Raw genomic sequence first — 22,621 nt, 5'->3', positions numbered from 1 at the left:
ATCAACCTTAACAGGAGACCTTACTGTTTTATTGGCTGATCTCTGGCTATTTATTATTTATTAACTAACACATCCTGCTAGGCTATAGCCATATGCAGCATCATCACTTGTTTGATGATGTCCATCGCTTCTTGCAACTCTGTTGGACTGATGGTCAAGGGAGGAGCCAGTCGGATGATATTGCCTCGGGTAGGTTTAGCCAATAAGCCCTGCCGAGCCATCGCGACGCATATATTCCACCCAGCTTTGCTTTCTTTATCATCATCGAGCTCGATAGCATGGAGAAGGCCTTTTCCTCGAGTGGCTGATATCCAACTGCAATCTGCCTTCAATATCTGGAGTTGAGTAGCCATCTCTTGTCCGAGAATCATAGCCTGCTGATCCAATTTTTCATCAATGAGTACATCCAGTGCCACACAGGCTACCCTTGCTGCCAATGGATTGCCGCCATAAGTGGAACCATGCTGACCGGGTTTGATCACCTCCATGATATTTTTGTCTGCCAAAACCACAGATACCGGCAGCATTCCACCGGAAATGGCTTTTCCTAACAGAACCATGTCAGCTCTGATACCATCATGATCACAACAAAGCATTTTGCCAGTCCTCCCCAGGCCGGACTGAATCTCATCAGCTATAAAGAGAATATTATTATCCAAACATAGCTGTCTTAAAGCCTTTAAATAACCTGGAGGAGGTAGAATCACCCCTGCTTCACCCTGGATCGGTTCGATAATAATACCTGCGATAGTGGGGTCACTGGTGATATATTCTTGCGCTGAATCAAGATCCCCGTAGGGAGCGACGATGATGCCGGGTAAGTATGGGCCAAACCCTCCAGTACTGCTCGCTTCTGTCGAAGCAGAAATGGCTCCCATGGTCCGACCATGAAAATTAGATTCAAAAAACATGATTTTAGCCTGGTTTGGTTTGATCCCTTTTACCTCATAGGCCCATTTTCTGCAAATTTTTATGGCAGACTCTACCGCTTCTGCGCCGGTATTCATTGGTAGGGCCATATCATAGCCAAATATATCATGTAGCTTTTTTTCAAACAGTCCCAGCTGATCATTATAAAAAGCTCGTGAGGTCAGAGTAAGTGTCTCTGCTTGTTCTTTAAGTGCAGCGACAATTCTTGGATGACAATGACCTTGGTTTACTGCAGAATAGGCGGATAAAAAATCATAATATCGTTTACCAGACACATCCCAGACATGGACTCCTTTGCCCCTGGTGAGGACGACAGGCAGTGGATGATAATTGTGAGAGCCGTATGCTTCTTCCAAAGCGATATAGTCATTTGCAGTCATAGCTTATATTTAACTACAAAGGTACTTCAGAAAGCCTGATTAGTTCATGATGGATCTTATACACCTGGGGGATGATAGGGTTTTGGCCATCATTTAATATAGTGAAGTCAGCATATTTTAGCTTTTCTTCCTGGGGCATTTGACTATTGATTTTCTTTAAACTTAATTCCCTGGAGATATCATCCCGATGCATCAATCGTTCAATCCTTATTTCCAGAGGAGCATCTACTACTATCATCTTGTCCAGACGAATATGGTTTTTACTCTCAATCAGGAGAGCTGATTCCTTAAGGGCATATGCAGATCCCGCTTCATCACAAGCTTGGTACCAATCAAAAGAGTGCTGTAATACCAGAGGATGGATGAGGTCATTCAGCTCTTTTTTAGCAACAGAATCATTGAATACGATCGAGGAAATATATTTGGTATTGTAATGTCCATGTTGATCATAGGTTTGAGTTCCAAACCTGGAGATCAATCTCTTTTTTAAAGCTGGATTGTTTTCGATAATCAATTTTGCTTCGAGGTCGGCATTGTAGACAGGTACTCCTAAATACTTAAATATCGTGCATACAAATGATTTGCCGGTAGCTATGCCGCCGGTGATACCTACTTTTAGCATGTTAATTTCGTTTTATCAGATACTGGACAGGTTTAAATTTTGATTATTACTAGTTCAAACTTAGAGATTTCAATTAAATTTGAGGCATACTTTTTATAAGGTTGTTTTCACGAAAATTATTCAATATCAAGCAATTATAATATATTTTTAGTTAATGAGAATTTCCTTGATTTGCTTCGTTGTTGGATTTTGGATGTCATCACCAGTTTACGGACAGTTGGCCGCTGATTTTGAAGCAGAACAGACCTCAGGATGCGGTGTATTTCAAGCCAAATTTAAGAATTTATCCATTGGCCATATAGCCTCTTATCTGTGGGACTTTGGCAATGGCTCCACATCAAAACAAGCCACACCTTCTAAAGTATATGTCACTCCGGGATTTTACACTGTTTGTCTTTCGGTGACAGATTCTTTAGGCGTGACTGACAAAAAATGCAAAGACAATTACATAGAGGTGAAATCAAGTTTTGTAGCAGATTTTATTGTTTCCGACACCTTAATATGTGCTGGATCTACCGCAAGATTTGAAGACCTGACAGTATCACCCAATGGGAATATTGTAGATTGGATTTGGGACCTCAGCGGATCTGTAGGGGTCACGCAGCAGTCTGTTAAATCACCTGTAACCAGCCGGTATGATGTTGGAGGCCAATATTCGATTACACTGAGTACCAGGGATAATAAGGGGTGTGTTTCTACAGTGACAAAGCCGTTGTTGAAAGTACTGGATAAGCCTGTAATAAATGTAGATTTTGGCGGAGGGGTAGTCTGTAATGCCCCAGGGGCTTTGAATTTTACCAATTTAGGGCAAAACTTGCCAGAACTGACCTATCAATGGGATTTTGGCAATGGTAGTTCGTTTGCCGGGTTTAATCCACCTCCGGTGCAGTATGTCTTGCCGGGCGTATTTGATGTAAGTATAAAAGTTTTAAATGCTGCCTTGGGTTGCACTTCTGAAAGGGTATTCCCCAAAGCTGTAGTCGCAGATAATCTCTCTTATTTTACTCAAGATAAAAATCAAATATGTAGCGGCGAAGCCATCCAGTTTACTTCAACCAAAACAGTGACACCTGATGCGCAATCCTGGGATTTTGGTGACGGTAATACTTCCGTGGAAGCTGATCCACGCCATACTTATACCACTCAGGGTTGTTATTTTGTGAAACATGTAGCTATTTACAAAGGTTGCCAGTCTGAGATTATCTCCAGTGCCTGTATCAATGTGTCCACAGCGCCTATAGCGGACTATGCATTGGATAGAAATAACGGGTGCAAATTTCCATTCGATATCAATGTAACCAATCGATCTACCAATGCCACCAGTTATAGTTGGACGCTCAATGGCAATGTAGTATCTACCGGACCTCAACCATCCATTAGAATCCTGAGTGATGGTCAATACAAAATCGGTTTGACTGCCACTAATCAGCTTGGATGTTCCGCCTATATCGAAAAAGAGACTATCAGTGGCTATAAAATCAAGCCGGTTATATCGTCATCATCATTCAGTGGATGTGCTCCATTGCTTATTCCTTTCGAGCAAAAATCTATTAGTGCTGATCCAATTACTTCAGCAAGGTGGACTGTTTTTACTCCTGTCCCAAAAGTGATCAATGGACTGACCGGATCATTGTTCTTGCCTGATGTTGGGAATTTTAACGTTAGATTGGTCGTAGAAAATTCGGCCGGTTGTATAGACTCTTTGGATTTTCCTGATTGGATTCGACTTGGGGCCAAGCCCAAAGTCGGTATAGATCTGCCGGATGAATTGTGCTTTGGTACTCCTATTACAGCAAAAGACAATACCAATGATAATGTGACAAGTTATAGTTGGAGATTTTTGGCTACAGGGGCAACCTTTACTTCAAAAGATATTACTATTGACCAATATGACAAACCCGGCACTTATAAAATAGGTCATCGGGCTTTGTATAATGGATGTCCAGGGGATGAGGTCATTGATAGTGTTAAGATCTTAGGTATTAAAGCGGATTTTGATATTCAAATGAATTGTGATTTACCCTTGTCGCGCGTATTTGTCAATAGATCTCCTGATCTTGATTCGCTTCATTGGGATTTTGGCAGTACGGATACCTTGGTGATCAGTCGAAAGGATTCTACGGAATACACTTTTCCCGGCACAGGAGATTATAAAGCCCGGTTGATAGCGATCAGTCAGAATAATACTTGTGCTGATACCATAGAGAAAAAGATATCTGTCAGAGAACTCAAACCTGCCTTTGACTTGTCGGGAATTGAAGGATGTGCCCCTCTTACCATCCAGATTTTAAATAGGTCGGTGGACGCAGCCATTTATGAGTATATTTTTCCTGGCTCCCAGGAAAAAGTCTCTGCAAATGAGGCTCCGGGATTTACATTCACCACTCCCGGATCAAGTACAGGGGTGTTGATAGCCACGGATGAATTTGGTTGCAGGGATACGGTATATTCAGATACCATTATGGTACATCAATTGAAGGCAGATTTTGATTATGCCGGTGGTCGTTTTTGCCAGGACTCCACGATCTTTTTTAAAAATAAATCCTCTGCAATGAATGATCAAATCACTGAAACAACCTGGCGTTTTGGTGGTCAATCGTATACCAATATAGATACAGTTTTGGTTAAGTTGGATCAAAATAGCACATTTAACATCAAATTGAATCTAAAATCAGCTTTTGGATGCAGCTCCGAAAAATCGTTGGATATACCTGTCAATAAAATCGGCGCAGAGATCCGTACTGACTCCTTGATATGCTCTGTTGAAGCTGCTGTTTTTACTCCTACACTGTCAGGGCAGTGGACTGATTTGGTATGGGACTTTGGTAGCAGTCAGTCTACCGATTTTAGCCCAAGTCATCGATATACTGCTGACGGGAGCTATGATGTAAAGTTGTTAGTCAGAGATTCTGTATCAGGTTGTAGTGTTCCTTTTTTGTTTTCTAATGTGGTTAGAATTTCAGATCCGAAAGCAGATTTTTCTTTAATCGGGGGAGCAATCAATTGTGTGCCATTTATTGGAAAATTTAACAACAAAAGCATTAATGCCGATAATTTTTTCTGGACTTTTGGTGATGCTTCCAATGGCTCAAGGGAAATTAATTCCTCACATTTATATACAGAAAAAGGCTTTTTTACTGTTTCTCTTATCGCAACATCCAGTCTTAAATGTAAAGATACCACAGTGATGGATTCACTGGTTTTTGTGGATGGGCCTACCGTGTTTAGTGGCGCTCAAATAGACAATTCAGTCTGTGCTCCTGCTATCGCTTCTTACCAGGCCACTTTTGCAGGTGCCGAAGATGTGCTGATAGAGTGGGGTGATGGCGCCCAGGATGCTTTAAAAAACAGTGACAGTACATTAATTGTATCTCATGTGTTCAATGAGTCAGGGGTTTTTTTCCCAGTCATTGTCGTCACTGATAATAATGGCTGCCAGGATTTTGCCATCATGGATACCGCAGTGATTCATGAAGCTACCGCCGATGTAAAAGTGAAAGATCGATTGCTCTGTGGATTTGATGGTCTTTTCCAATTTATTGATTCCAGCATCTCTTCTTCACGGATTTCAGGATTTAAGTTTAGGATTACCGGTGATTTTACAGATACCACTTTCGCGCAAGTGCCTTCGACATTTTATACCGACCAACCCGGAAAATATTCGCTCCAATACATTTTGTCTAATCAGTATTGTTCAGATACCTTATTAGCTACCGATTTATTCCAACTGGCATATAAACCTGTGGCAGATTTTACCATCAACCAAACTGATTTTTGTCAGGGTGATAAAATCAAGCTTAGTAATAGAAGTTTGTCCATAGGCTTGCCGATCGATTCAGTGCGCTGGATTTATGACAACAAACCTTTTTTGAATGATACCTCAGGTCTGGTGGTAGATAGAGGCAGCCATACTATTCAGCTCATAGTAAGTGATGAGACTACTTGTGCCGATACTTCTGTGCAATCCATTGAAGTAAAGTCTTCTATTTCGGCAGATATCAGCCCGGTAGCTCAGGTATGTGCCGGATCTATGATCAAGTTGTCTGCCAAAATAAATGATCCTGTAGCCGGCATGATCACAAGATGGTATACTAATGCCGATACCCTATGCGAGGATTGTGTAGAATATTCGATTAGACCGTTAGGATCTACTTTATACCATTTTGAGACCGTAGATCCCAGCGGTTGTATCCTCAGGTTTGACCAATCCGTGATCACTACACCCAATCGTATTGGGCCTATCACGATCTCCCAGGACACTTCAATATGCCAGAAGGAAGGGTTGCCGCTTTCTGCAAGCACGATCAATGATATCTACGCATACTCCTGGGATACGACGAGACCCGGGCTGACTTGTTATCAATTTTGTAGAAACCCGATCGCCCAGCCTGGTGTGTCCACCACTTACGTAGTAACTGTCTCAGATGGGTCTGGTTGCGAAAGGTTGGATTCAGTGACCATAACAGTTGTGCCTTCCGGTGTGATTGACCTGGGTCCGGATAGAACTATTTGTGCCAAAGACAGCTTTCAGATTTCGTTGCCTGGTCTTACAAATGCCAGATGGACTGGGGCATCAGGCATATCCTGCACTAACTGTACGGACCCCATTCTCCGGCCCCTGGGATCATCTGCTTATTTTTTAGAAGCACTTAGCCAGGGATGTCCGGTATCTGATACGATTCGAATCAATGTGCTTTCTGCCAGGATCGTTGCCGGCCCGGCAGATACTACAATTTGTATTGGCTCACAAGTCAGGTTAAAATCTAATTACCCTATGGTCAGATGGGGACCGGGTGATTTTCTGGATAATCAGGGCGCTGATGAGCCTTTGTCTATTCCGGATAAGTCTATCACCTATACTGTGACCCATCAGGAGGACCTTTGTATGGTGACTGATACTTTCAGAATAAATGTATTATTAACTACTTCCATAGACGGGCCGGATCGCACAGTCTGTCCCAATGATATCGTGTCATTAGGTGTGATCGGCGAAGCCGATAGCTACCAGTGGAAAGGTCCTAATATTGTTTCCGGCCAAAATACCTCCACCATTGAAGTATTGGCCAAACAATCAGGTCTGTATCAAGTCATTGCCCGCAATAAAACCTGTCAAGCGGATACGCAGCAAATCCAATTGAATGTAATAGACTTTGTAAACATCAAGGACACCATTCGTTTCAATGCCATTGCCAACCTTCCTGTTAAAATCAATAGAAATTTTAATCCGGGCACGCAATATGTCTATACTTGGTTTCCGGGCACAGACTTGTCTTGCACAGATTGTCCGGGTCCTGTTTTTTTCGGCGATAGCAGCCACCAATATGTTTTCACGATTCTGGATCCCGCGACAGCATGCATACTCGAACAAACTGTCTGGGTAGATATCGTGGAGTCTTGCGTTGTCTCTGATTTTTTTGCAGTGCCTAATGTATTCACCCCAAATCAGGATGGCATCAACGATATTTTATATGTCATCCCTAAGGCAGCTGATCAAATCCTTTCATTTAAGATTTTTGATCGGGTAGGGGATCTTGTATTTGAAACCTATGATTTGGATATTGGCTGGGATGGTTCTTTTCATAACCAGGTTGCACCCAATGGCGTCTATGTTTACCTGATAGAAGCCGAATGTCCCCAGACCTTAGAGAAAATATATTTGCATGGTGACATTACTTTGATTCGTTAGTGTCGATCTTCTCTTAGGTATTCACACTGTATTTGTTCAGGCCATTGATACTCTGTGTGATGTCGGTCCAAAGAGGGTAAAATCATTTCTTTTGTTGAAATCGGAAAGCATATTACAGAACTAATTTGTTCAGCATATGCTTTTTCCAAAGCCAGACCATCCATTTTTGTTATCCAGGAAACCAGATATTTTTCCATTGGATAAGAATAGGTCAATTTAAAATAGACATTGCGGGATAAGGTGATGATTTCACCATGTTGAGTGGCATCCAATGCAGCTGATTTGTAAGCCGTGCCCAATCCTGAAGCACCCAGCAGCGTACCGCCAAAATACCTCACTACTGCCAGGAGTACATTTTCTAATTGATGGCTTCTGATTTGGCCGAGGATAGGTTTGCCGGCGGTACCACTCGGTTCTCCATCGTCCTGGTGACGGGTGTAATCCGGGTCAGGTCCCCACTGATAAGCATAACATATATGTCGGGCTTTTGCATGTTCTTTTTTTAATTCAGCGAGTATGGGTTTTGTTTTTGACTCATCCAACAAAGGATAAATATAGCTGATGAATGAACTGCCTTTTTCTTTATAGATTCCGGTAGCGGGAAGATGGATCGTTTTAAAGGTATCAGAGGGTATCATGGTCGGATAAAGATAAATCATGTGGCACGACCGACTCGTTAAATAATTATTTTTTTTAGAACCAAACCTGGCTATGTTTGTTTGAATATTTATGCTGCTCATCATACATGGAACCAACCGCCAGGCCAGTCAAAGTAAACCTATCAGCGACTTTGTATTTGAATACAGTAAATCTCGCTACGAGGAAAAGGTTGAACTGCTGGACTTGACTAATATAAAAATGAATGCGTTTGAATCTGTATCGATGTATGAAAAGGATACGATTTCAGCGGAGATCACTCATATAAAAGATACTTTGCTGATCCCTTCTACCAAAATGGTGTTTATCGCCCCTGAATACAACGGCAGTTTCCCCGGCATCCTTAAGTTATTTATTGATGCATGCTCTGTAAAAGATGCCAGGGATTCATTTTATCACAAAAAAGCCTGCCTGATTGGGGTCGCTTCTGGTAGAGCAGGCAATCTTCGGGGCATGGACCATCTGACCAGTATCCTGATGTATATGAATATGATCGTTTTTCCAAATCGCCTCCCAATCTCAAAAATCGAATCCTTGCTCAATGCTCAGAATCAGCTTGTGGACCCCACTACCCAGCATACCTTGGGTACTTTGTTAGATGATTTCATCCGATTTTGACAGCCACTCATCCAGAGACATTGTATTGGACACAAAGAATTTTCCGGCAGCACTTTTATTGACGATGCCGACTTCGTTATGTACATCATGTTCAAAAAATAATGCAATGTTTTCCTCGTATACCCTTTCTAATACTTTTTCTTTTTCCATGAGGGTGACGAGTGGCTGCATATCATAAGCCATGATAAAGGGTAGGTGGACATGATGAGTCGATGGGAAAAGATCGGCGGTATATAAAATCTTTTTGTTTTGGTCAAGATGGATCAACGGCAATATCATGCCCTCCGTGTGGCCATCTACCCGAACAAATTCTATATTTTTGAAATTTTGGGTTCCATTAATAAATTTGATTATTTCAGAAAGGGGTCGAATATTTTCCGAAAGAAATGAAGCCTTTTCTCTCTGATTGGGTTGGAGCGCATTCAACCATTGAGCTTCGAGCACCCAGTGATTGGCATTTTTAAATACGAGCTGGAGTTGATGATCTGCTGTCCTGGAGACAGCACCGCCTACGTGATCAAAGTGCAAATGAGTTAAAATGACATCGGTGATTTCATCAGGTGAAATCCCATTTTTTCGCAATGCATCCGAAATCAAAATATCTCCAGCAGGTTCATAATGCGCTAAAAACTTTGGATCTTGCTTGTTCCCTAAACCGGTATCGACTAGTATTTTTTTCCCATCATCTTCGATGTACAGGCAGCGCATCGACCAGGTACATAGATTTTGATCGTCAGGAGGCATGAGTTTGCTCCAAATTTTTTTGGGCACTACCCCAAACATTGCACCTCCATCTAATTTAAGTGTACCTGCCAGGATGGGCTTAAGCATCATATTTTTTCATTAAAATAAGCCATGTGCAAAGCTGCCAATGCGGCCTCAGCGCCTTTATTTCCGTGTTCACCCCCGGCACGGTCCATAGCTTGATCCATATTGTTTGTAGTCAATACTCCAAATATCACGGGTACTCCTTTGTCAATATTCAGCTGCATGATGCCTTGAGATACTGCTTCACTGAGGTATATATCATGTGGGGTTTCGCCTTTGATGATGCAGCCCAGGCAGATGACGGCATGTGGATCCAGCGCTTTGATCACTCTTTTGGCAGCAAATACCAATTCGAAAGCTCCGGGTACGGTCACGACAGAGATATCATTTTTCAAAACCTTAGCTTTTAACAAGGTTTTGATTGCCGCCACTTCCAGCTTTTCAGTGATTTTCCTGTTCCAGGCAGTATTGACAATGACGATACGGTAACCCTCCATTTCCGGGAGTTCTGGTAATACTTCTGAAGTATGATTTGATTTATGGCTCATTTGAACTATTTTTTACAATTAAGAATTCCATTCCCAAAGTACGATTTCCCATATCTCTGCGTCATCTCCTTCATGCTGCATGATCGGTCTAAATCCTACTTTTTGATGTGCTTGCAAAGATCGGATGTTTTGAGTGGATATTTCAGTTACACAATACGTATACCGAACATTGAGTTTCTGCATATGCCGATAAAGTCGGCTCATGAGGTTTTGGCCACGATAAGCTTTTGCAATACAAATTTGGCCACAAGCTATATAAGTTTGCTCCCCAAGGCTCTGACCATTAACTACCAGGTGGTCCAGCTGTTCAAAAAACAACTTTAGTTCGGGTACCTGTTGAGAAAAAATTTTGTTCATACAGATTGCATAGCCCACCAGATCCTGCCCATCATAGGCTACGACGGGTGCCTCTTCGCTGCAAATCTTCGAAAGGGTGCCAAAGTCATGCTCCACAAATACAAATCCCTGGGATGCAGCTTCTGCCTGGCTCAGGTTTTTCCTTAAGTTTTTTCTTTGCAGCTCGAGGATTTTCCTGACAGTTTCCTCTTCCCGGTCAAACCTGATATCCAATATTGCCATCATGTAGTTGCCTGCAATATTATGAAATGAGCTTGATTTTAGTCGGCTTAAAATTTTTTACAGTTCAATCTCCGATGTAAAAGTGAAGTCTGCATTCGCAATACAAGCTAAAAGTCTTAGATTTGCAGCGAAAATAGGAGGCTCCGTAGTTCAATGGATAGAATACTTGAATTCGGATCAAGTGGTAGGGGTTCGATTCCCTTCGGAGCTACTTTTGTTTTTGTATAAATGCCTGTAAATGAGATATTTGCAGGTTTTTTTATTTGTAGGAGTGGCTAAGGAATAACACAAAATACCTTTTTATCATTCTTTGTGATGAGTTTAAATTGCTTAAGGTACCCTGCTTTGAACCAATGGACTTCCAATGGTCCTTTTCGCTAAAAACCAGGCTGAAATTTGGATTAATTGCTTTATAATCATGGCGACAGTAACTACTATCCTAAAATGGGCTTCCTATCAGCCTCATCTAAAATCGTTAAAGGCTTTTTATCACGCTTACCTCCGGGTGTCCCAGGCATAGGACAAACTCACCTCATGCGTATTGCCAAATGGGTTGGCTATGGCATTGAACCCGTCTTCATAGGAATAGCTGATGCGAATAGGGGTTTCCAACCCAATATTGGAATATAACACTACCCCTGCCTCGAGGTGAATGACTTTTGAATTGGAGGCTCCTACTCCCAGCCATAAAGTTTGATCCAATTGATATTTTAAGTTGGCATCGATATGGATGGGTACATTCTGAATATATCTCACCCACCCGGTAGTCTCCAAAAAACTATAATCGTTGAGATATTTGATGTACCCTACCATGCCATAATAATGCGGAAGTGCAGTGATATTGGCATTGGTTGTTGAATTTAACCCATTGATTGAAAAAAGTTGTGGCATGGATAAGCCGGTATAGAAATTGTCTTCATTGGCCAGGCGGGCGTGATAATAAATGCCAATACCTATGTCTGGAGTGTAGCTCTTGAACACATCTATAGAAGCCAGGATCTCCGGAAGGTTTTGGGCCCGGAGTTTATCTTTCTGGATATTCATCTGTTTCAATCCAATCGTCAAGGCGGCCGAAAATCCACCATATAAGGGATCCTCGGAAAAAAGCACTCCTATCTTGGCATTCATACCCAAATAATTTATAGGGCCGGTTTTATCAAATATCAGGTTTCCTCCCAAGGTCAGTTTTGTAGTGCTTTGATCACCGATATACGTACCATGCAATATGCCTGTGACCGGTGAACCGTCACCAAATCTATTCCATTGGCTACGGTAGGAGAGCCCGATCTGAGCGTTAAGGTCTTCCCTAAAATAATCATGGGGCAGGGAGGCCGGGTTTAGAAAGGATTGATATTCACGGTATAATCCAAAATCGGGCAGCTGTTGTGACAAACAAATAGATGCCGATAGTGCCAGAATTACCAATAAAAGGTGTTTCATCTAATACAATCTCTGGTATAAATATAGTAACTATTGGAAGATAAACGGCCTCTAATAGTTTGCTCATCAAATACCGCTTGTGATCCTTTTCATTTTTTTACGGTATAGAACACCTGATCCCTGGTAGCAGGATTTTTGATAGACAATATTCCCCCTGACCACCGCATTCCCCTGTTATCAAGGGCTTTGAGTGGAGCACATTGTAAGCGGTTGACTACTGACACCATTGCAAATTCGGTCGAAGAAGATGGCGTTACTATCTTATATGCTTCTCGATTCCAATATAAATCAATCGTATCGAGGCGAATTTTTTTCTGCTGCAAAAGAGGATCGTTGAATCCAACAGGTTTCTCAACAATCTCCGGGTAGCAAGCTGGTGAAGGATTGGGTATAATACCTAAGTTCCTATTGATTAATTCCTTCAGCCAGGCCGATTCTATACCTTTAAACTTCCTGACAGCCTCATTTCGTTTATTTTCAATCAATAATATCGTTCCCGATAACATTTGGAGTTGTTCTCTTTCTCTTTTTGAGGCAAACTTGACTTCAATTTCTTTGATCATCTGTTTTGCAAACTCCAGCTCATCTGCCAGTATTTTCAGGCAAATGAGATTGTTCCAAAGGGTAAAGGAATTTGGATTATACTCCAGGGATTTTTTGAGTTGTATATCAGCTTTTTTGAATAAAAGTTCTCTTTTTCTGATCATTTCCGGCTCATAGTCCTTTTGTCCGGGATCAAGTCCTGGTTTTTCAAGGCGAAGATTCCAACTGACTTCAATGGGCAGGGAATACTTAAAATAATTATATGCCCCGAGATTTATGGCCTCCAGGATATAAGAGACTGCAATATTGGAGTTGACTTCTGGTGAGGGATAGTATTGGGATATTTTTTCAAAAATTGATCCCGCGCTTGAATAGTGTTCGGCCAATAATAATAAGTTGGCAGCTTTAAAAAGTGCTATCAGGGATTCAACTTGCTCTCGCACCAACAAAACAGACTCGATGCGTTCTGACTTATCTGGGTATCCTTTTAGTTGCGGACTCAGGTGATATTGACTGTACAATACTTCAATGGTCTCGGCAATCAAGGGGAGACAATTATAGCCGGAAATATAGGCTAGAAACGCGCCCTGAATATCAGCATTTTGTTCGTTGAGATACGTGGCCCCCTGCGATTGGTCATAAGCAAGAAAATGAGTATCATGTCTATCTTTTTCAAGTGCATGGCAAAGCTCATGACCCACGACAAAGGCGATGGCATTTGATTCCAGTTCTTTAAAAGCAGTAAAACTTTCTAACAACTTTTTATCAATGCTGATGGTGTGGGATAGTTTTGAATAAGAAGCTCCAGTACCAGTTTCGTTTTTAATAACCAGTCTGGGTCTTCTTCCTTCAGGTACTTCTAGTTCAGCACACATTCTATTGAATATTTCGGTGACCAAAGCCTGTTTACTCGTTTGACCAAAAGCGATAAAAGGAATGATAAAGAATACTGGAAATATAGTACAGGCTCTCATAATGATAGCTGGCTCAGAATCGAAGTTACGATTTCAGAAGATTGACAGGCTGGGTTTTGTTTTACATCATTTATAACATCTCGGGTGGCTTTATTATGCTCACCTTGTGTAAATGCTGAAAGTAGTCGACACAAACATCGATCCCCAAGCTGTTCACCTTTGTCAAAAGCCTTTTTTGCACTTTTGATATCCCCGGCTTTGTAATCGATGAGTCCCTCACTGAGGTAAAACCCAGCATCCTTCGGTATATCCAGGTAATACTCCAGGTTTGCTCGCCGGGCGCTGTCAAATTGGTGCTGATCTATCAAATCAAACACCCTTCTTTGGTGTGTTCTGATAGATTGATTAGGATCTGCCAGGCCAGCAGTATTGGAGCCTAACCTGATGGATTCATAAGCCTTGCTCATGGCCACCCCCCAGCTGGAGTCTTGAGAAATGCGTTTATTGACAAAGTAAATCCCCAGGCTGAGTATGAGCAAAATAGAGGCGGCAATAGAGAGGGACCTACATGCTCGGAGTGAAATTATTTTAGCCTGGGGACTACCTATCACTTTTTCCTCAGAATCGACCCTGGTGCCAGCCAATCCTTTAGTAGCCTGTTGGATTTCTTTACGTATTGCTTCTTGATTTTTAAGTTGTAGTGACCTGGAAAGATCTGATTCAAAATTTAACTCCGAGTAAATGGAAGGCATTATTTCGTCATGAATGGTAGCTACTTCCTGCCTGATTTTATCGATACCAGCCATCTTGATACCCGCTATCACACTTTTATGAAAATCAACCTCTTTTTTAAACTGCTCATCCTTATTATAAAATGTCTCAAAAGAGGTCATTTCATTCGGAGTCAATTCATCCTGGAAGTATTTATTGAGTAATTCTTTTTGATTCATTTTTCAATTAATTGAAGGTAATCGGGATGCTCTTCTACGAGTTTTTTCAAACCATCCATACATCTGGATTTCTTGACTCGTATAGAGCCCTCCGTATAGTTCATTTGATGGCCAATGTCCTTAAGTGCTTTTCCGTCAAAATAAAATCCTGAAAGAATCTTTTGACACTCCACGCTGATTTTGTCAAACAGCTTGGCTATCAATGCATGTTTTTCCTCAAACACCATGATCTCAGGTATTGTGTCCTCCATATCAGCTACTTCCATAGTTTCTTTGAGTACGAACGGACCGGTTTTGATCTTCCTCAGTCTATAGAGCCACATATTGTTGCTGATGGCATACAGATAGGAGCTCAGTTTGGAGGTCAACTTAAAATCAGTACCTCTCGCTTTAGTAATAAATGCAACCAAAGTCTCCTGAAAGATGTCTTCTGCATCTTCTTTTGATCCACTATTATTAATCACCAGGTCTGCTATCATTTTAAAATATTGATGATACAATTGTTTTATTCCCTCAGAATCTCCAGACTGAATAGCCTGAATCATCTGTGTATCTGACATGTAATCCTTCATATATAGCGATTCTGGTAAAATGTTAGCAATCAAAGTAAAAAATAAAAAAGACCGGCGCTGTTAACATCTGGCATATCCTGCAATATACCTGTGTTCACAATAATCTTCACAAAACAAAAATAAACAACATGAAAGTACTTTTTACTTTGATTATGAGCTTGACATTAGGTGCAGCGATTGCACAATGTCCGGATCTAAAAATCACCAACGCCAGCATACTGAGCGATATATCAAAAGGAATCCGATATGCCATCAATATCAGTAATATCGGCAATCAAGATGCCAACCTTCAAGGCGCGACAGCCTCTGAGGAAGATAATGTCACTATCCAAAGTTACCTATCCAATGACCAGGTGATTGATGCACAAGATAAAAGGATACAGGATGTACTATTGGGAGTGTCACCCTTGACGGTCATTAAACCGGGCGAAGTATTTAGTATCGTCAATAAAGATTCCGTGGTGGCCACAGGATATCGATTTTTGATCATCAAGATTGATCCTTTAAATAAATTGAATGAGTGTGCTGAACTAAATAATGTGTTCGTCCTGGAATTGTACAACAACCAACTCACCCTGGAGACCACTATGATCGAAGGATTTAAGGGCCAATCCATAGAGATACCGGTATACGCATCTGACTTTTACAATATCCTGGGTTTTCAATTTTCTATGTCATTCTCCAATCCATCCCTTTTCAGGATCGACTCCGTAGGCAATCTTGGACTTAATGATTTAAATAGAAATGACATACAGGTGAAGAATGACAATCGGGTAGGGGTAGTGTGGTTTAGCCCGTTACAGTCGGGGCTTTCTTTTAATGGGCGGAGAAAAATATTTAGCCTTTATGTGACCTTGACGGGTGAACACGGCCAATGCACTGATATTCGATTTGATGACTCTTTTTTAACAATTGAATTTATAAGCTCCACCCCGCTAGGTGATCCTATCAGACCGGCCTTGATAGATGGTAAGGTATGTATTCAAAACCTGGTAGAATGTTCTGGTAAAGTCATACTTGCCAATAACACACCAATCCCCAACACCTTAGTAAGCGCCAATCAATCAACCGCATTGACTGACCTGAGTGGCCGCTACCTGATCAAAGATCTTATACCCGGTATCAACTATACAGTGAGTGCTTCTAAGTTTGATTCGTATGCTAGTGGCCTTAGTGTCATGGATATAGTATTAATCAAAAAACATTTGCTCCAGATTCAATTATTGCCAACTCCATACCAGATTATTGCCGCAGATGTCAATGGTGACTTGACGATTAGCGTCCAGGATATGGTACTGATCAGGGATTTGATCCTGGGGTTCGTGCCAAATTTTGGCAAAACTCCTGTATGGCAATTTATCCCAAAAGATTATAAATTCAAAAACCCGCTCAACCCGCTGGCTGAGAATTATCCCATAGCCTATTCTTTGCCAAACCTGAAATCGAATAAAATAACACTTGATTTTATCGGTATCAAGACTGGAGATGTCAGTTTGGATTGGACCGGACAGCTGACTCCTTCCCTGGAGTCCAGAGCAGCCACCTATTTTATACTTGCTTTGCAAGACCAAAATTTAATGGCCAACACGGAATACACTTTGCCTGTCTATACCAGGCAGTTTAATAATATCTCTGCTTTCCAATTTGCATTAAATCTGAACCCTGATATCCAACTTGAACAGGTGATGGCGCCTGCTCTGCCGGATTTTACTGTAAGCAATTATTCAATCAATGACCATGTGCTCAGGACACTATGGTACGACTCCAGGTCAAATGGTGGCCGATTTGTAAAAGATAATGATACTTTGTTATTAATACGCTTCAAAACAACCAAAGCGATGAATGCTAAAAACCTATTTACGATTGATCCAAATGCTATCAATCCGGAAGGTATTCACCAACAAGGATGGTATTTTGATATAAAAATGGAAATTAAGCCTGCATTGACGCATAAAGTGATTGCGGCCTCCTTTATAGAATTATCCATGTATCCCAACCCGGTATCAGAAGTACTACACCTTACTTTAAATAACAATGTGCCGGATAATCTCCCTACTTCCATTCGAATTACAGATCAAAATGGCAGGACAGTCTCAGTTCAAACATTGACACCAGGTCAAACTCAGGCTACTATAAATACAAGCGATTGGATATCAGGCAGGTATATAATCACCGCCGTCTCTGGTTCAAGAAGAATAAGTAAAAATTTACTCTGCATTCATTGATTATAGTTTGGGGCTCGGGTTTATTTTGCCATAGATCATTATGGTATCAGCACATACAGAGTATTCTCGTTAAATTTGACCACTCGCTATGAGATTATTGATAATCATTTGCTGCATTTTGCCGTTCATCGCGCGCGCCCAGGTGTACCAAACTCCGGTGCTCGATTGGTCTAGTTTATTGGGAGGCGGAGGTCAGGAGGAAATCATGGATATCACTCAGCTTCCGGATGGCCGAATCGCCGCCGTGGGTTTCACTACCTCCAAATTGTACAAAAAGGAAGACCAATATTATTTTATTGTGGATGCCGATGGAAAGAAAATCGTAGAAAGAAATTTTGGATCAGAACAAGATGACCGGGCTCTTGGTTTGACGGGTACCTATGATGGCAGACTAATCTATGTTGGATATGTACAGATTGCAGGGAATTTTAAAACCCATAAAATTCCCACCTTAAGAAAAATCGATCAAAACGGCAACCCAGTATACTCTGTGATCGCATCTACTATGGACGGGTATTACAAAGACATAATAGAATTAAGACCACGGCAATCAATAGTAATCGGACAAGACAATGGAAAAGCTGTCATAGCGCAATATCATAATGATTCTATTGAATGGCTTAATATCATCCCTGCATCAGTCGAATTAAATACCATACAGGCGGTTTCTGATTCTACCTTCCTGGTGGCAGGAGTGGCTTTGGCTGATGATTTAGCCTGGTACGCCTTATACAACGACCGTGGTGTGCAACTCTGGGCTAAAAAAGGCCAAAAATATTATGGAGCTGCCAAAGCGATCGCACTTGAAAATAATTGGGTGGCCTGGTTAGGTGGATCTTATAATGACGCTCGCACGCGTGAAGATGCATATATCATGAAGATCAGCCTTAAAGATGGGGCTATACAGGCCAAGACCAATCTCGGAGGGCGGTATGATGATGTATTTACCTCCTTTGTCCTGACACCTGATGATAAAGCTTACATCGGAGGCAAGACCTACTCTCATCTCCGTGGTGGAGCTAAAAGATCTAAAGCCTGGATGGTCCAGATAGATGCCTCATCATTAAAGCCTATAGGAGATCAATATTTATGGGGAGGAAAACAAAATAATGAAATCACCAGCATGATATTATCCAGCGATCAGAGGTTGATCCTGGGAGCTTTTACTACATCAGGGGAAGCAGATCGCCAGGATGCCTGGGTCATGGAAATCCCCACCATCGAAGATCAATCAGAGATGATGGTGCCGGGTCTACGCATGCAAGAATTAAAGGTGCTGGACGAGAACGGTGATGGTAAGATAGGATATACCGAATCTTCCACTTTTCAATTGTCCTATCAAAGAACAAAAGACCGGATAGCCGGATTTCCCAAATTCATAGTTTATATCGACGGAGAAAAAGTAGCCTACGATGTATTTCTAAATCCGTCCCTTCAAGAGGATGTGTTCAATATACCTTATTACAGAGAGTCTGAGCTCATAGGATCCCATCAAGTCAAAATAATCTTGCTGGATGGCAAAAACCAAAGATTGGATTCTATCGAAAAGACCGTTGAGTTTTTACCTTCCGACCAATCCAGGATTCAGTTTGCTTTTGGTGTTCCGGTGCTGAGGAAAACGCTGGATCATGGCCTTCCGGTCATCTCTGTGCCTTTGAGTATTAAAAACATCAGCAGTGGCAATTTGTCTGATATCAAGCCAAATATCATCTTGCAAGAGGAGATACCTTATACTATAGCCGATACGCTGCTGTCTATAAAATCCAAGGAGTCTGTCACCACCATGATTGAGCTCAGGCCCCAGGAAATTCTTACTACCGATTCTGTAGTTTTAAAAGTCATGGCGCAATATCAGGCACAGATATTTTCCGGCGTTACGACGCTTCCGGTAAAAGAACTTTTGGATCCCTGGGTCAAAGCCCGCAAAGAACAGACTACGGTCTTAATCGCTGAAAAACTTGCCTCCAAATCTTTTGAACAAACCGGTTCCATCTCACCACTGGCATCGGAAGATTACAAAAAGCTCCCACTGGATTCATTTTTCTTAAAGCAAAACACCTGGAAACTCGAACATGGCACTGTCAGCTCAGCGCTCAAATCGTTTGACCCTGACAAACTAAATATATTATGGATAGACCCCGATCCGGTCGTTACTAAAAATTATTTTCTCGCCAAAAGAAACAAACATGCCCTGCTCCTCAAGCTGATCACCCAAGATCAAAATGCAGATGGACTGGAACCAAAATTAATTATAGAAAGACCTGGCAGAGGTATCATAGATACTGTGGTGATGCAACTGGATCAGGGCGTCTTATTGGGCTCTTATCAATACAATTTGCAGGCGGACATACCCTTAGTAGAAGGTGAAAATAAAATCTCTCTATCCCTGTGGTATAGGGATGAATTGATCAAATCTTCCGTCAAGATGATCTTCAAATACGAGCCCCCTAAAAGTAATTTGTTCGTGATGGCTTATGGCATCCCAAGCGGGGGACTGGCGCAAGTGAGTAAAGACGCCGCTGACCTGGCCGCAGCATTTAGTACCCAACAAGGCAAATTATTTTCAACGATTCAGACACAGGTATTCAACACGCCGGCACAAACTGCTACGCAGGAAATAAAGAAAAGTATCCGGTCTATTGCCAATGACTATTTTGACTTTAAACGCATTAAGAAAAACGATGTCATCCTGATCTACATTTCGGCACATGGATCTCTGATCCGCGATATGCTCCATATACACGCATCTGATTATGATCCTATCTACGAAGACGAGACTACACTCAGTTTTCAGAAAGATATCCAGGACAAACTCAAAGACATTCCTTGTAAAAAGATCTTTCTCATAGATGCGTGTCACAGCGGAGCTGCCGGCCAGGTGGCGGCTATAGCAGACGGGATAAAAGGTACAGAAGAAGACGACCTGGCTACTGCTCTGATCAAGCTGAGTGATGCCTCCAATGATTTTTATTATCTGTTGTCGTCCAGTGCCGGCGAAGTATCTTATACCGATGACAGTTGGGGCAACAGTGCTTTTACCAAGGGCATTCTCGAAGCTTTGCACGATCAGTCAGAATCCACCCTGCAGGGCATTCAGCATGCAGACGAAGATGGAAACAGAATCATAGACCTCAAAGAAATATTTGAATATCTCCAGGAAAGGGTGCCGGTGATCATTCAATCTAAAAAGAACCTGCGATCTACCCAGACACCGTATACTCCTAATAGAGCGGCACTCAAGGAGATTGCTATCTATGTGCTTGAAAAATAATATTTGACTGGTTGCATTGGCCACAAAACAGTCACAAGTAATAGATCATCAGGCCAATTGTATCCTTATATATTGTCGAATAAAAACTTTCTTTTAATGGTTCTTCGACAAAAAAAGTTGCTGAATTAAATTCATATCATTTATATTCAGACTATTACGTATTATATATTATACAATATGTAATTTTTATTCAGAAATTCGATGTTGACTTGTTAACATTTCCAGATTCCCGCAATCTATTTACAAATCAACTTATCATGAAAACATTTGCTTTTTTCGCCACCTTATGCTTCACCACACTTTTTTATTCAAAATCTTATGCTCAGGGAGGAGTATCGATACTGATGGGTGTAAATCCCAGCTCAAGAATTTATAATGGTGTTGTAGGTACCCACACTGCATTACAGTACAATATTGACACCTACCAGGATATCCATTATGGAGTCATTGCACAATATTCCAGGTTTGCAGCTCCAAATGGAATAGCTGTCAGCAAGCCATCCCAGGTGAGTTCTTTTAATGGGTTTGCATCCTATTCATTGATTAAATCAGGCCCCTTCAAACCATATATCAAACTAGAACTTGGAGCTGCCCTGAACCGCACCAGGCCGGAATTAGAATCAAGAGCAGGCAGTGTACCCCAAACCTCCAATTTCTTTGGTGGACAATTAGCACCCTCTATTGGCACTCAAATCAGCCTGACCAGGGCCTTTACACTACAATTAGAATACAAAAAGACCGTACAATATGGTCACGCCTACGCATCCGACGGCTCCTACAATTATACGGGCTTTGATATGGGCATCACCTACCAGTTTGCTCATGATCAGATCTCCAGAAAAGGCCGATACCGACCTTCAAAATACCGATGTGTGTATAATAAAAAGACAGGTGCTACGAGTTGCTTCAGGTTTAGATAGTCTTAGTTGGTCTTGATCTAATTCCAGGAGAATCACAAGATTGATTAAAAAAAGAAATATAAAAAAACAATATAAATCCTTAATAATGAAAACATTAGCGCTTATCTGTCTAATCACACTATTTGCTTGCACAAAGTCCCCTGATGGTGATTGTCAATTCACCGGTACCTGGCAGCAAGTAATCAAGTTCCCAGGCGAACCTGAAGTCTACGGTCTCAAAATGGAACTCCTCAAAGATGGAAGCATGATCATGGGAGGCATCACCGGATTAAAATGGAGGGTGAAAGATGAATGTTCCATATTTGAATATTGGGGTAAAGAAGCCAAAAATATAACCATAGAGCTGAAAGTGCTGGCTTTTGATGGACAATACCTTTCTTTGGAATTCTTAAGTGGTGCGTTGGCTACAGATCCGTTTTCCCTCCTTGGATCATGGGATTTTAAAAGAATAGAATAATCATCATACTCTCCTCATATCTGGTCTGATGCTTTATGCCAAAAAATGTTATTAAACCTTCCCACTCTTACAAATACAAAACAACAACCATGAAAACCTCATTCCTTCTTCTTTTACTGCTCGCTTCTACCTGGATCCGTTGCACCAAAATCCCTCTACAGCCTACTATTATAGGAGATTGGCAGGATCAGGAAGATGGCTATATGATGCAAATCAAAGATGATGGAATTCTGATCCTGGAGGGCACACAAAATCTATGGCATATCAACCCTCAAAGTACTGAACTGACTATATCCTGGCCTCACGAAGAGTCACAATTTACCTATCAAATCATCACACTGAATGATGAAAAGCTACAAATAAAACTGGTGTCACACAATACGGACTATCCGTTGTCCACGAGTCCGCAAAACTTTAGACGACTCCCCCGTACTGGCTATATGGGTCGCTGATACAATCCTCCATTTCCATACTGCGACTGAAGTGGCGGGTACAGGTCTTAAAAATTTCTTATAAACAACTTTAAATCATACCTTTATAT

17 protein-coding genes and 1 tRNA gene are annotated in these 22,621 nt (G+C 41.5%); 8 read left to right on the top strand and 10 right to left on the bottom strand.

The window, feature by feature from the left end; translation table 11 throughout:
* Nucleotides 1-77: 77 nt before the first annotated feature.
* Complete coding sequence (gene rocD / locus IPJ09_05760; GenBank protein ID MBK7370934.1) at nucleotides 78-1,310, bottom strand: ornithine--oxo-acid transaminase; 1,233 nt, start codon at nucleotides 1,308-1,310, stop codon at nucleotides 78-80.
* 13 nt (nucleotides 1,311-1,323) lie between these two features.
* Nucleotides 1,324-1,932, bottom strand: coding sequence for a dephospho-CoA kinase (locus IPJ09_05755; protein MBK7370933.1), 609 nt, complete (start codon nucleotides 1,930-1,932; stop codon nucleotides 1,324-1,326).
* Between the two features lie 154 nt (nucleotides 1,933-2,086).
* Here IPJ09_05755 and IPJ09_05750 point away from each other — a divergent pair, with 154 nt between their 5' ends.
* Nucleotides 2,087-7,618 carry a PKD domain-containing protein gene (locus IPJ09_05750; protein MBK7370932.1) on the top strand — a complete coding sequence of 1,844 codons (5,532 nt, stop codon included), beginning with the start codon at nucleotides 2,087-2,089 and terminating at the stop codon, nucleotides 7,616-7,618.
* Here the strand turns inward: IPJ09_05750 and IPJ09_05745 are convergent.
* Nucleotides 7,615-8,277, bottom strand: a complete 663-nt coding sequence (locus IPJ09_05745; GenBank protein MBK7370931.1) for a YigZ family protein — start codon at nucleotides 8,275-8,277, stop codon at nucleotides 7,615-7,617. The two genes, IPJ09_05750 and IPJ09_05745, sit on opposite strands and share 4 nt — an antisense overlap.
* A 70-nt stretch (nucleotides 8,278-8,347) precedes the next feature.
* Between IPJ09_05745 and IPJ09_05740 the strand changes: the two genes are divergently transcribed.
* A complete protein-coding gene (locus IPJ09_05740; GenBank protein ID MBK7370930.1) occupies nucleotides 8,348-8,893 on the top strand; it encodes an NAD(P)H-dependent oxidoreductase in 546 nt (181 codons plus the stop codon).
* Here the strand turns inward: IPJ09_05740 and IPJ09_05735 are convergent.
* The 3 genes from IPJ09_05735 to IPJ09_05725 are packed head-to-tail and all read right to left on the bottom strand — an operon-like array spanning nucleotide 8,870 to nucleotide 10,791.
* Entirely contained in the window at nucleotides 8,870-9,727 is an 858-nt protein-coding gene (locus tag IPJ09_05735) for an MBL fold metallo-hydrolase (protein MBK7370929.1), read from the bottom strand. The genes IPJ09_05740 and IPJ09_05735 overlap by 24 nt on opposite strands.
* Entirely contained in the window at nucleotides 9,724-10,209 is a 486-nt protein-coding gene (locus tag IPJ09_05730) for a 6,7-dimethyl-8-ribityllumazine synthase (protein ID MBK7370928.1), read from the bottom strand. The genes IPJ09_05735 and IPJ09_05730 overlap by 4 nt, the downstream gene beginning before the upstream one ends.
* 18 nt (nucleotides 10,210-10,227) lie before the next feature.
* Complete coding sequence (locus IPJ09_05725; GenBank protein ID MBK7370927.1) at nucleotides 10,228-10,791, bottom strand: GNAT family N-acetyltransferase; 564 nt, start codon at nucleotides 10,789-10,791, stop codon at nucleotides 10,228-10,230.
* Between the two features lie 136 nt (nucleotides 10,792-10,927).
* Between IPJ09_05725 and IPJ09_05720 the strand changes: the two genes are divergently transcribed.
* Nucleotides 10,928-10,999, top strand: a tRNA-Arg gene (locus IPJ09_05720).
* A 284-nt stretch (nucleotides 11,000-11,283) separates the two neighbouring features.
* Here the strand turns inward: IPJ09_05720 and IPJ09_05715 are convergent.
* From IPJ09_05715 to IPJ09_05700, 4 genes are all read right to left on the bottom strand, one after another.
* The gene (locus IPJ09_05715) at nucleotides 11,284-12,228 is read right to left on the bottom strand and encodes a PorP/SprF family type IX secretion system membrane protein (GenBank protein ID MBK7370926.1); all 945 of its coding nucleotides are present in this window, start codon (nucleotides 12,226-12,228) and stop codon (nucleotides 11,284-11,286) included.
* A gap of 89 nt (nucleotides 12,229-12,317) precedes the next feature.
* The gene (locus tag IPJ09_05710) at nucleotides 12,318-13,745 is read right to left on the bottom strand and encodes a hypothetical protein (GenBank protein MBK7370925.1); all 1,428 of its coding nucleotides are present in this window, start codon (nucleotides 13,743-13,745) and stop codon (nucleotides 12,318-12,320) included.
* Entirely contained in the window at nucleotides 13,742-14,635 is an 894-nt protein-coding gene (locus IPJ09_05705) for a hypothetical protein (GenBank protein MBK7370924.1), read from the bottom strand. The genes IPJ09_05710 and IPJ09_05705 overlap by 4 nt, the downstream gene beginning before the upstream one ends.
* Nucleotides 14,632-15,207 (bottom strand): sigma-70 family RNA polymerase sigma factor, encoded by a 576-nt coding sequence (locus IPJ09_05700; GenBank protein ID MBK7370923.1) that lies wholly within the window; start codon nucleotides 15,205-15,207, stop codon nucleotides 14,632-14,634. Before IPJ09_05700 ends, IPJ09_05705 begins: the two co-directional genes overlap by 4 nt.
* Before the next feature lie 128 nt (nucleotides 15,208-15,335).
* On the opposite strand from IPJ09_05700, the gene IPJ09_05695 reads away from it, so the two are divergent.
* The 5 genes from IPJ09_05695 (at nucleotide 15,336) to IPJ09_05675 (ending at nucleotide 22,532) form a co-directional block, all read left to right on the top strand.
* Nucleotides 15,336-17,432: a T9SS type A sorting domain-containing protein gene (locus IPJ09_05695; protein MBK7370922.1), complete on the top strand. Its 2,097-nt coding sequence runs from the start codon at nucleotides 15,336-15,338 to the stop codon at nucleotides 17,430-17,432.
* Between the two features lie 88 nt (nucleotides 17,433-17,520).
* Nucleotides 17,521-20,703 (top strand): caspase family protein, encoded by a 3,183-nt coding sequence (locus IPJ09_05690; protein ID MBK7370921.1) that lies wholly within the window; start codon nucleotides 17,521-17,523, stop codon nucleotides 20,701-20,703.
* A 257-nt stretch (nucleotides 20,704-20,960) separates the two neighbouring features.
* On the top strand, nucleotides 20,961-21,623 hold the full coding sequence (locus IPJ09_05685; GenBank protein MBK7370920.1) for a hypothetical protein: 663 nt from the start codon (nucleotides 20,961-20,963) through the stop codon (nucleotides 21,621-21,623).
* Between the two features lie 85 nt (nucleotides 21,624-21,708).
* Nucleotides 21,709-22,080: a hypothetical protein gene (locus tag IPJ09_05680; GenBank protein ID MBK7370919.1), complete on the top strand. Its 372-nt coding sequence runs from the start codon at nucleotides 21,709-21,711 to the stop codon at nucleotides 22,078-22,080.
* An 89-nt stretch (nucleotides 22,081-22,169) separates the two neighbouring features.
* Nucleotides 22,170-22,532: a hypothetical protein gene (locus IPJ09_05675; protein MBK7370918.1), complete on the top strand. Its 363-nt coding sequence runs from the start codon at nucleotides 22,170-22,172 to the stop codon at nucleotides 22,530-22,532.
* Nucleotides 22,533-22,621 lie beyond the last annotated feature (89 nt).

This window comes from Saprospiraceae bacterium, from assembly GCA_016709995.1.
Classification (GTDB): Bacteria; Bacteroidota; Bacteroidia; order Chitinophagales; family Saprospiraceae; genus JADJLQ01.
Note: the sequence above shows the minus strand (reverse complement) of the source record. Positions and strands in the feature narration are given on the sequence as shown.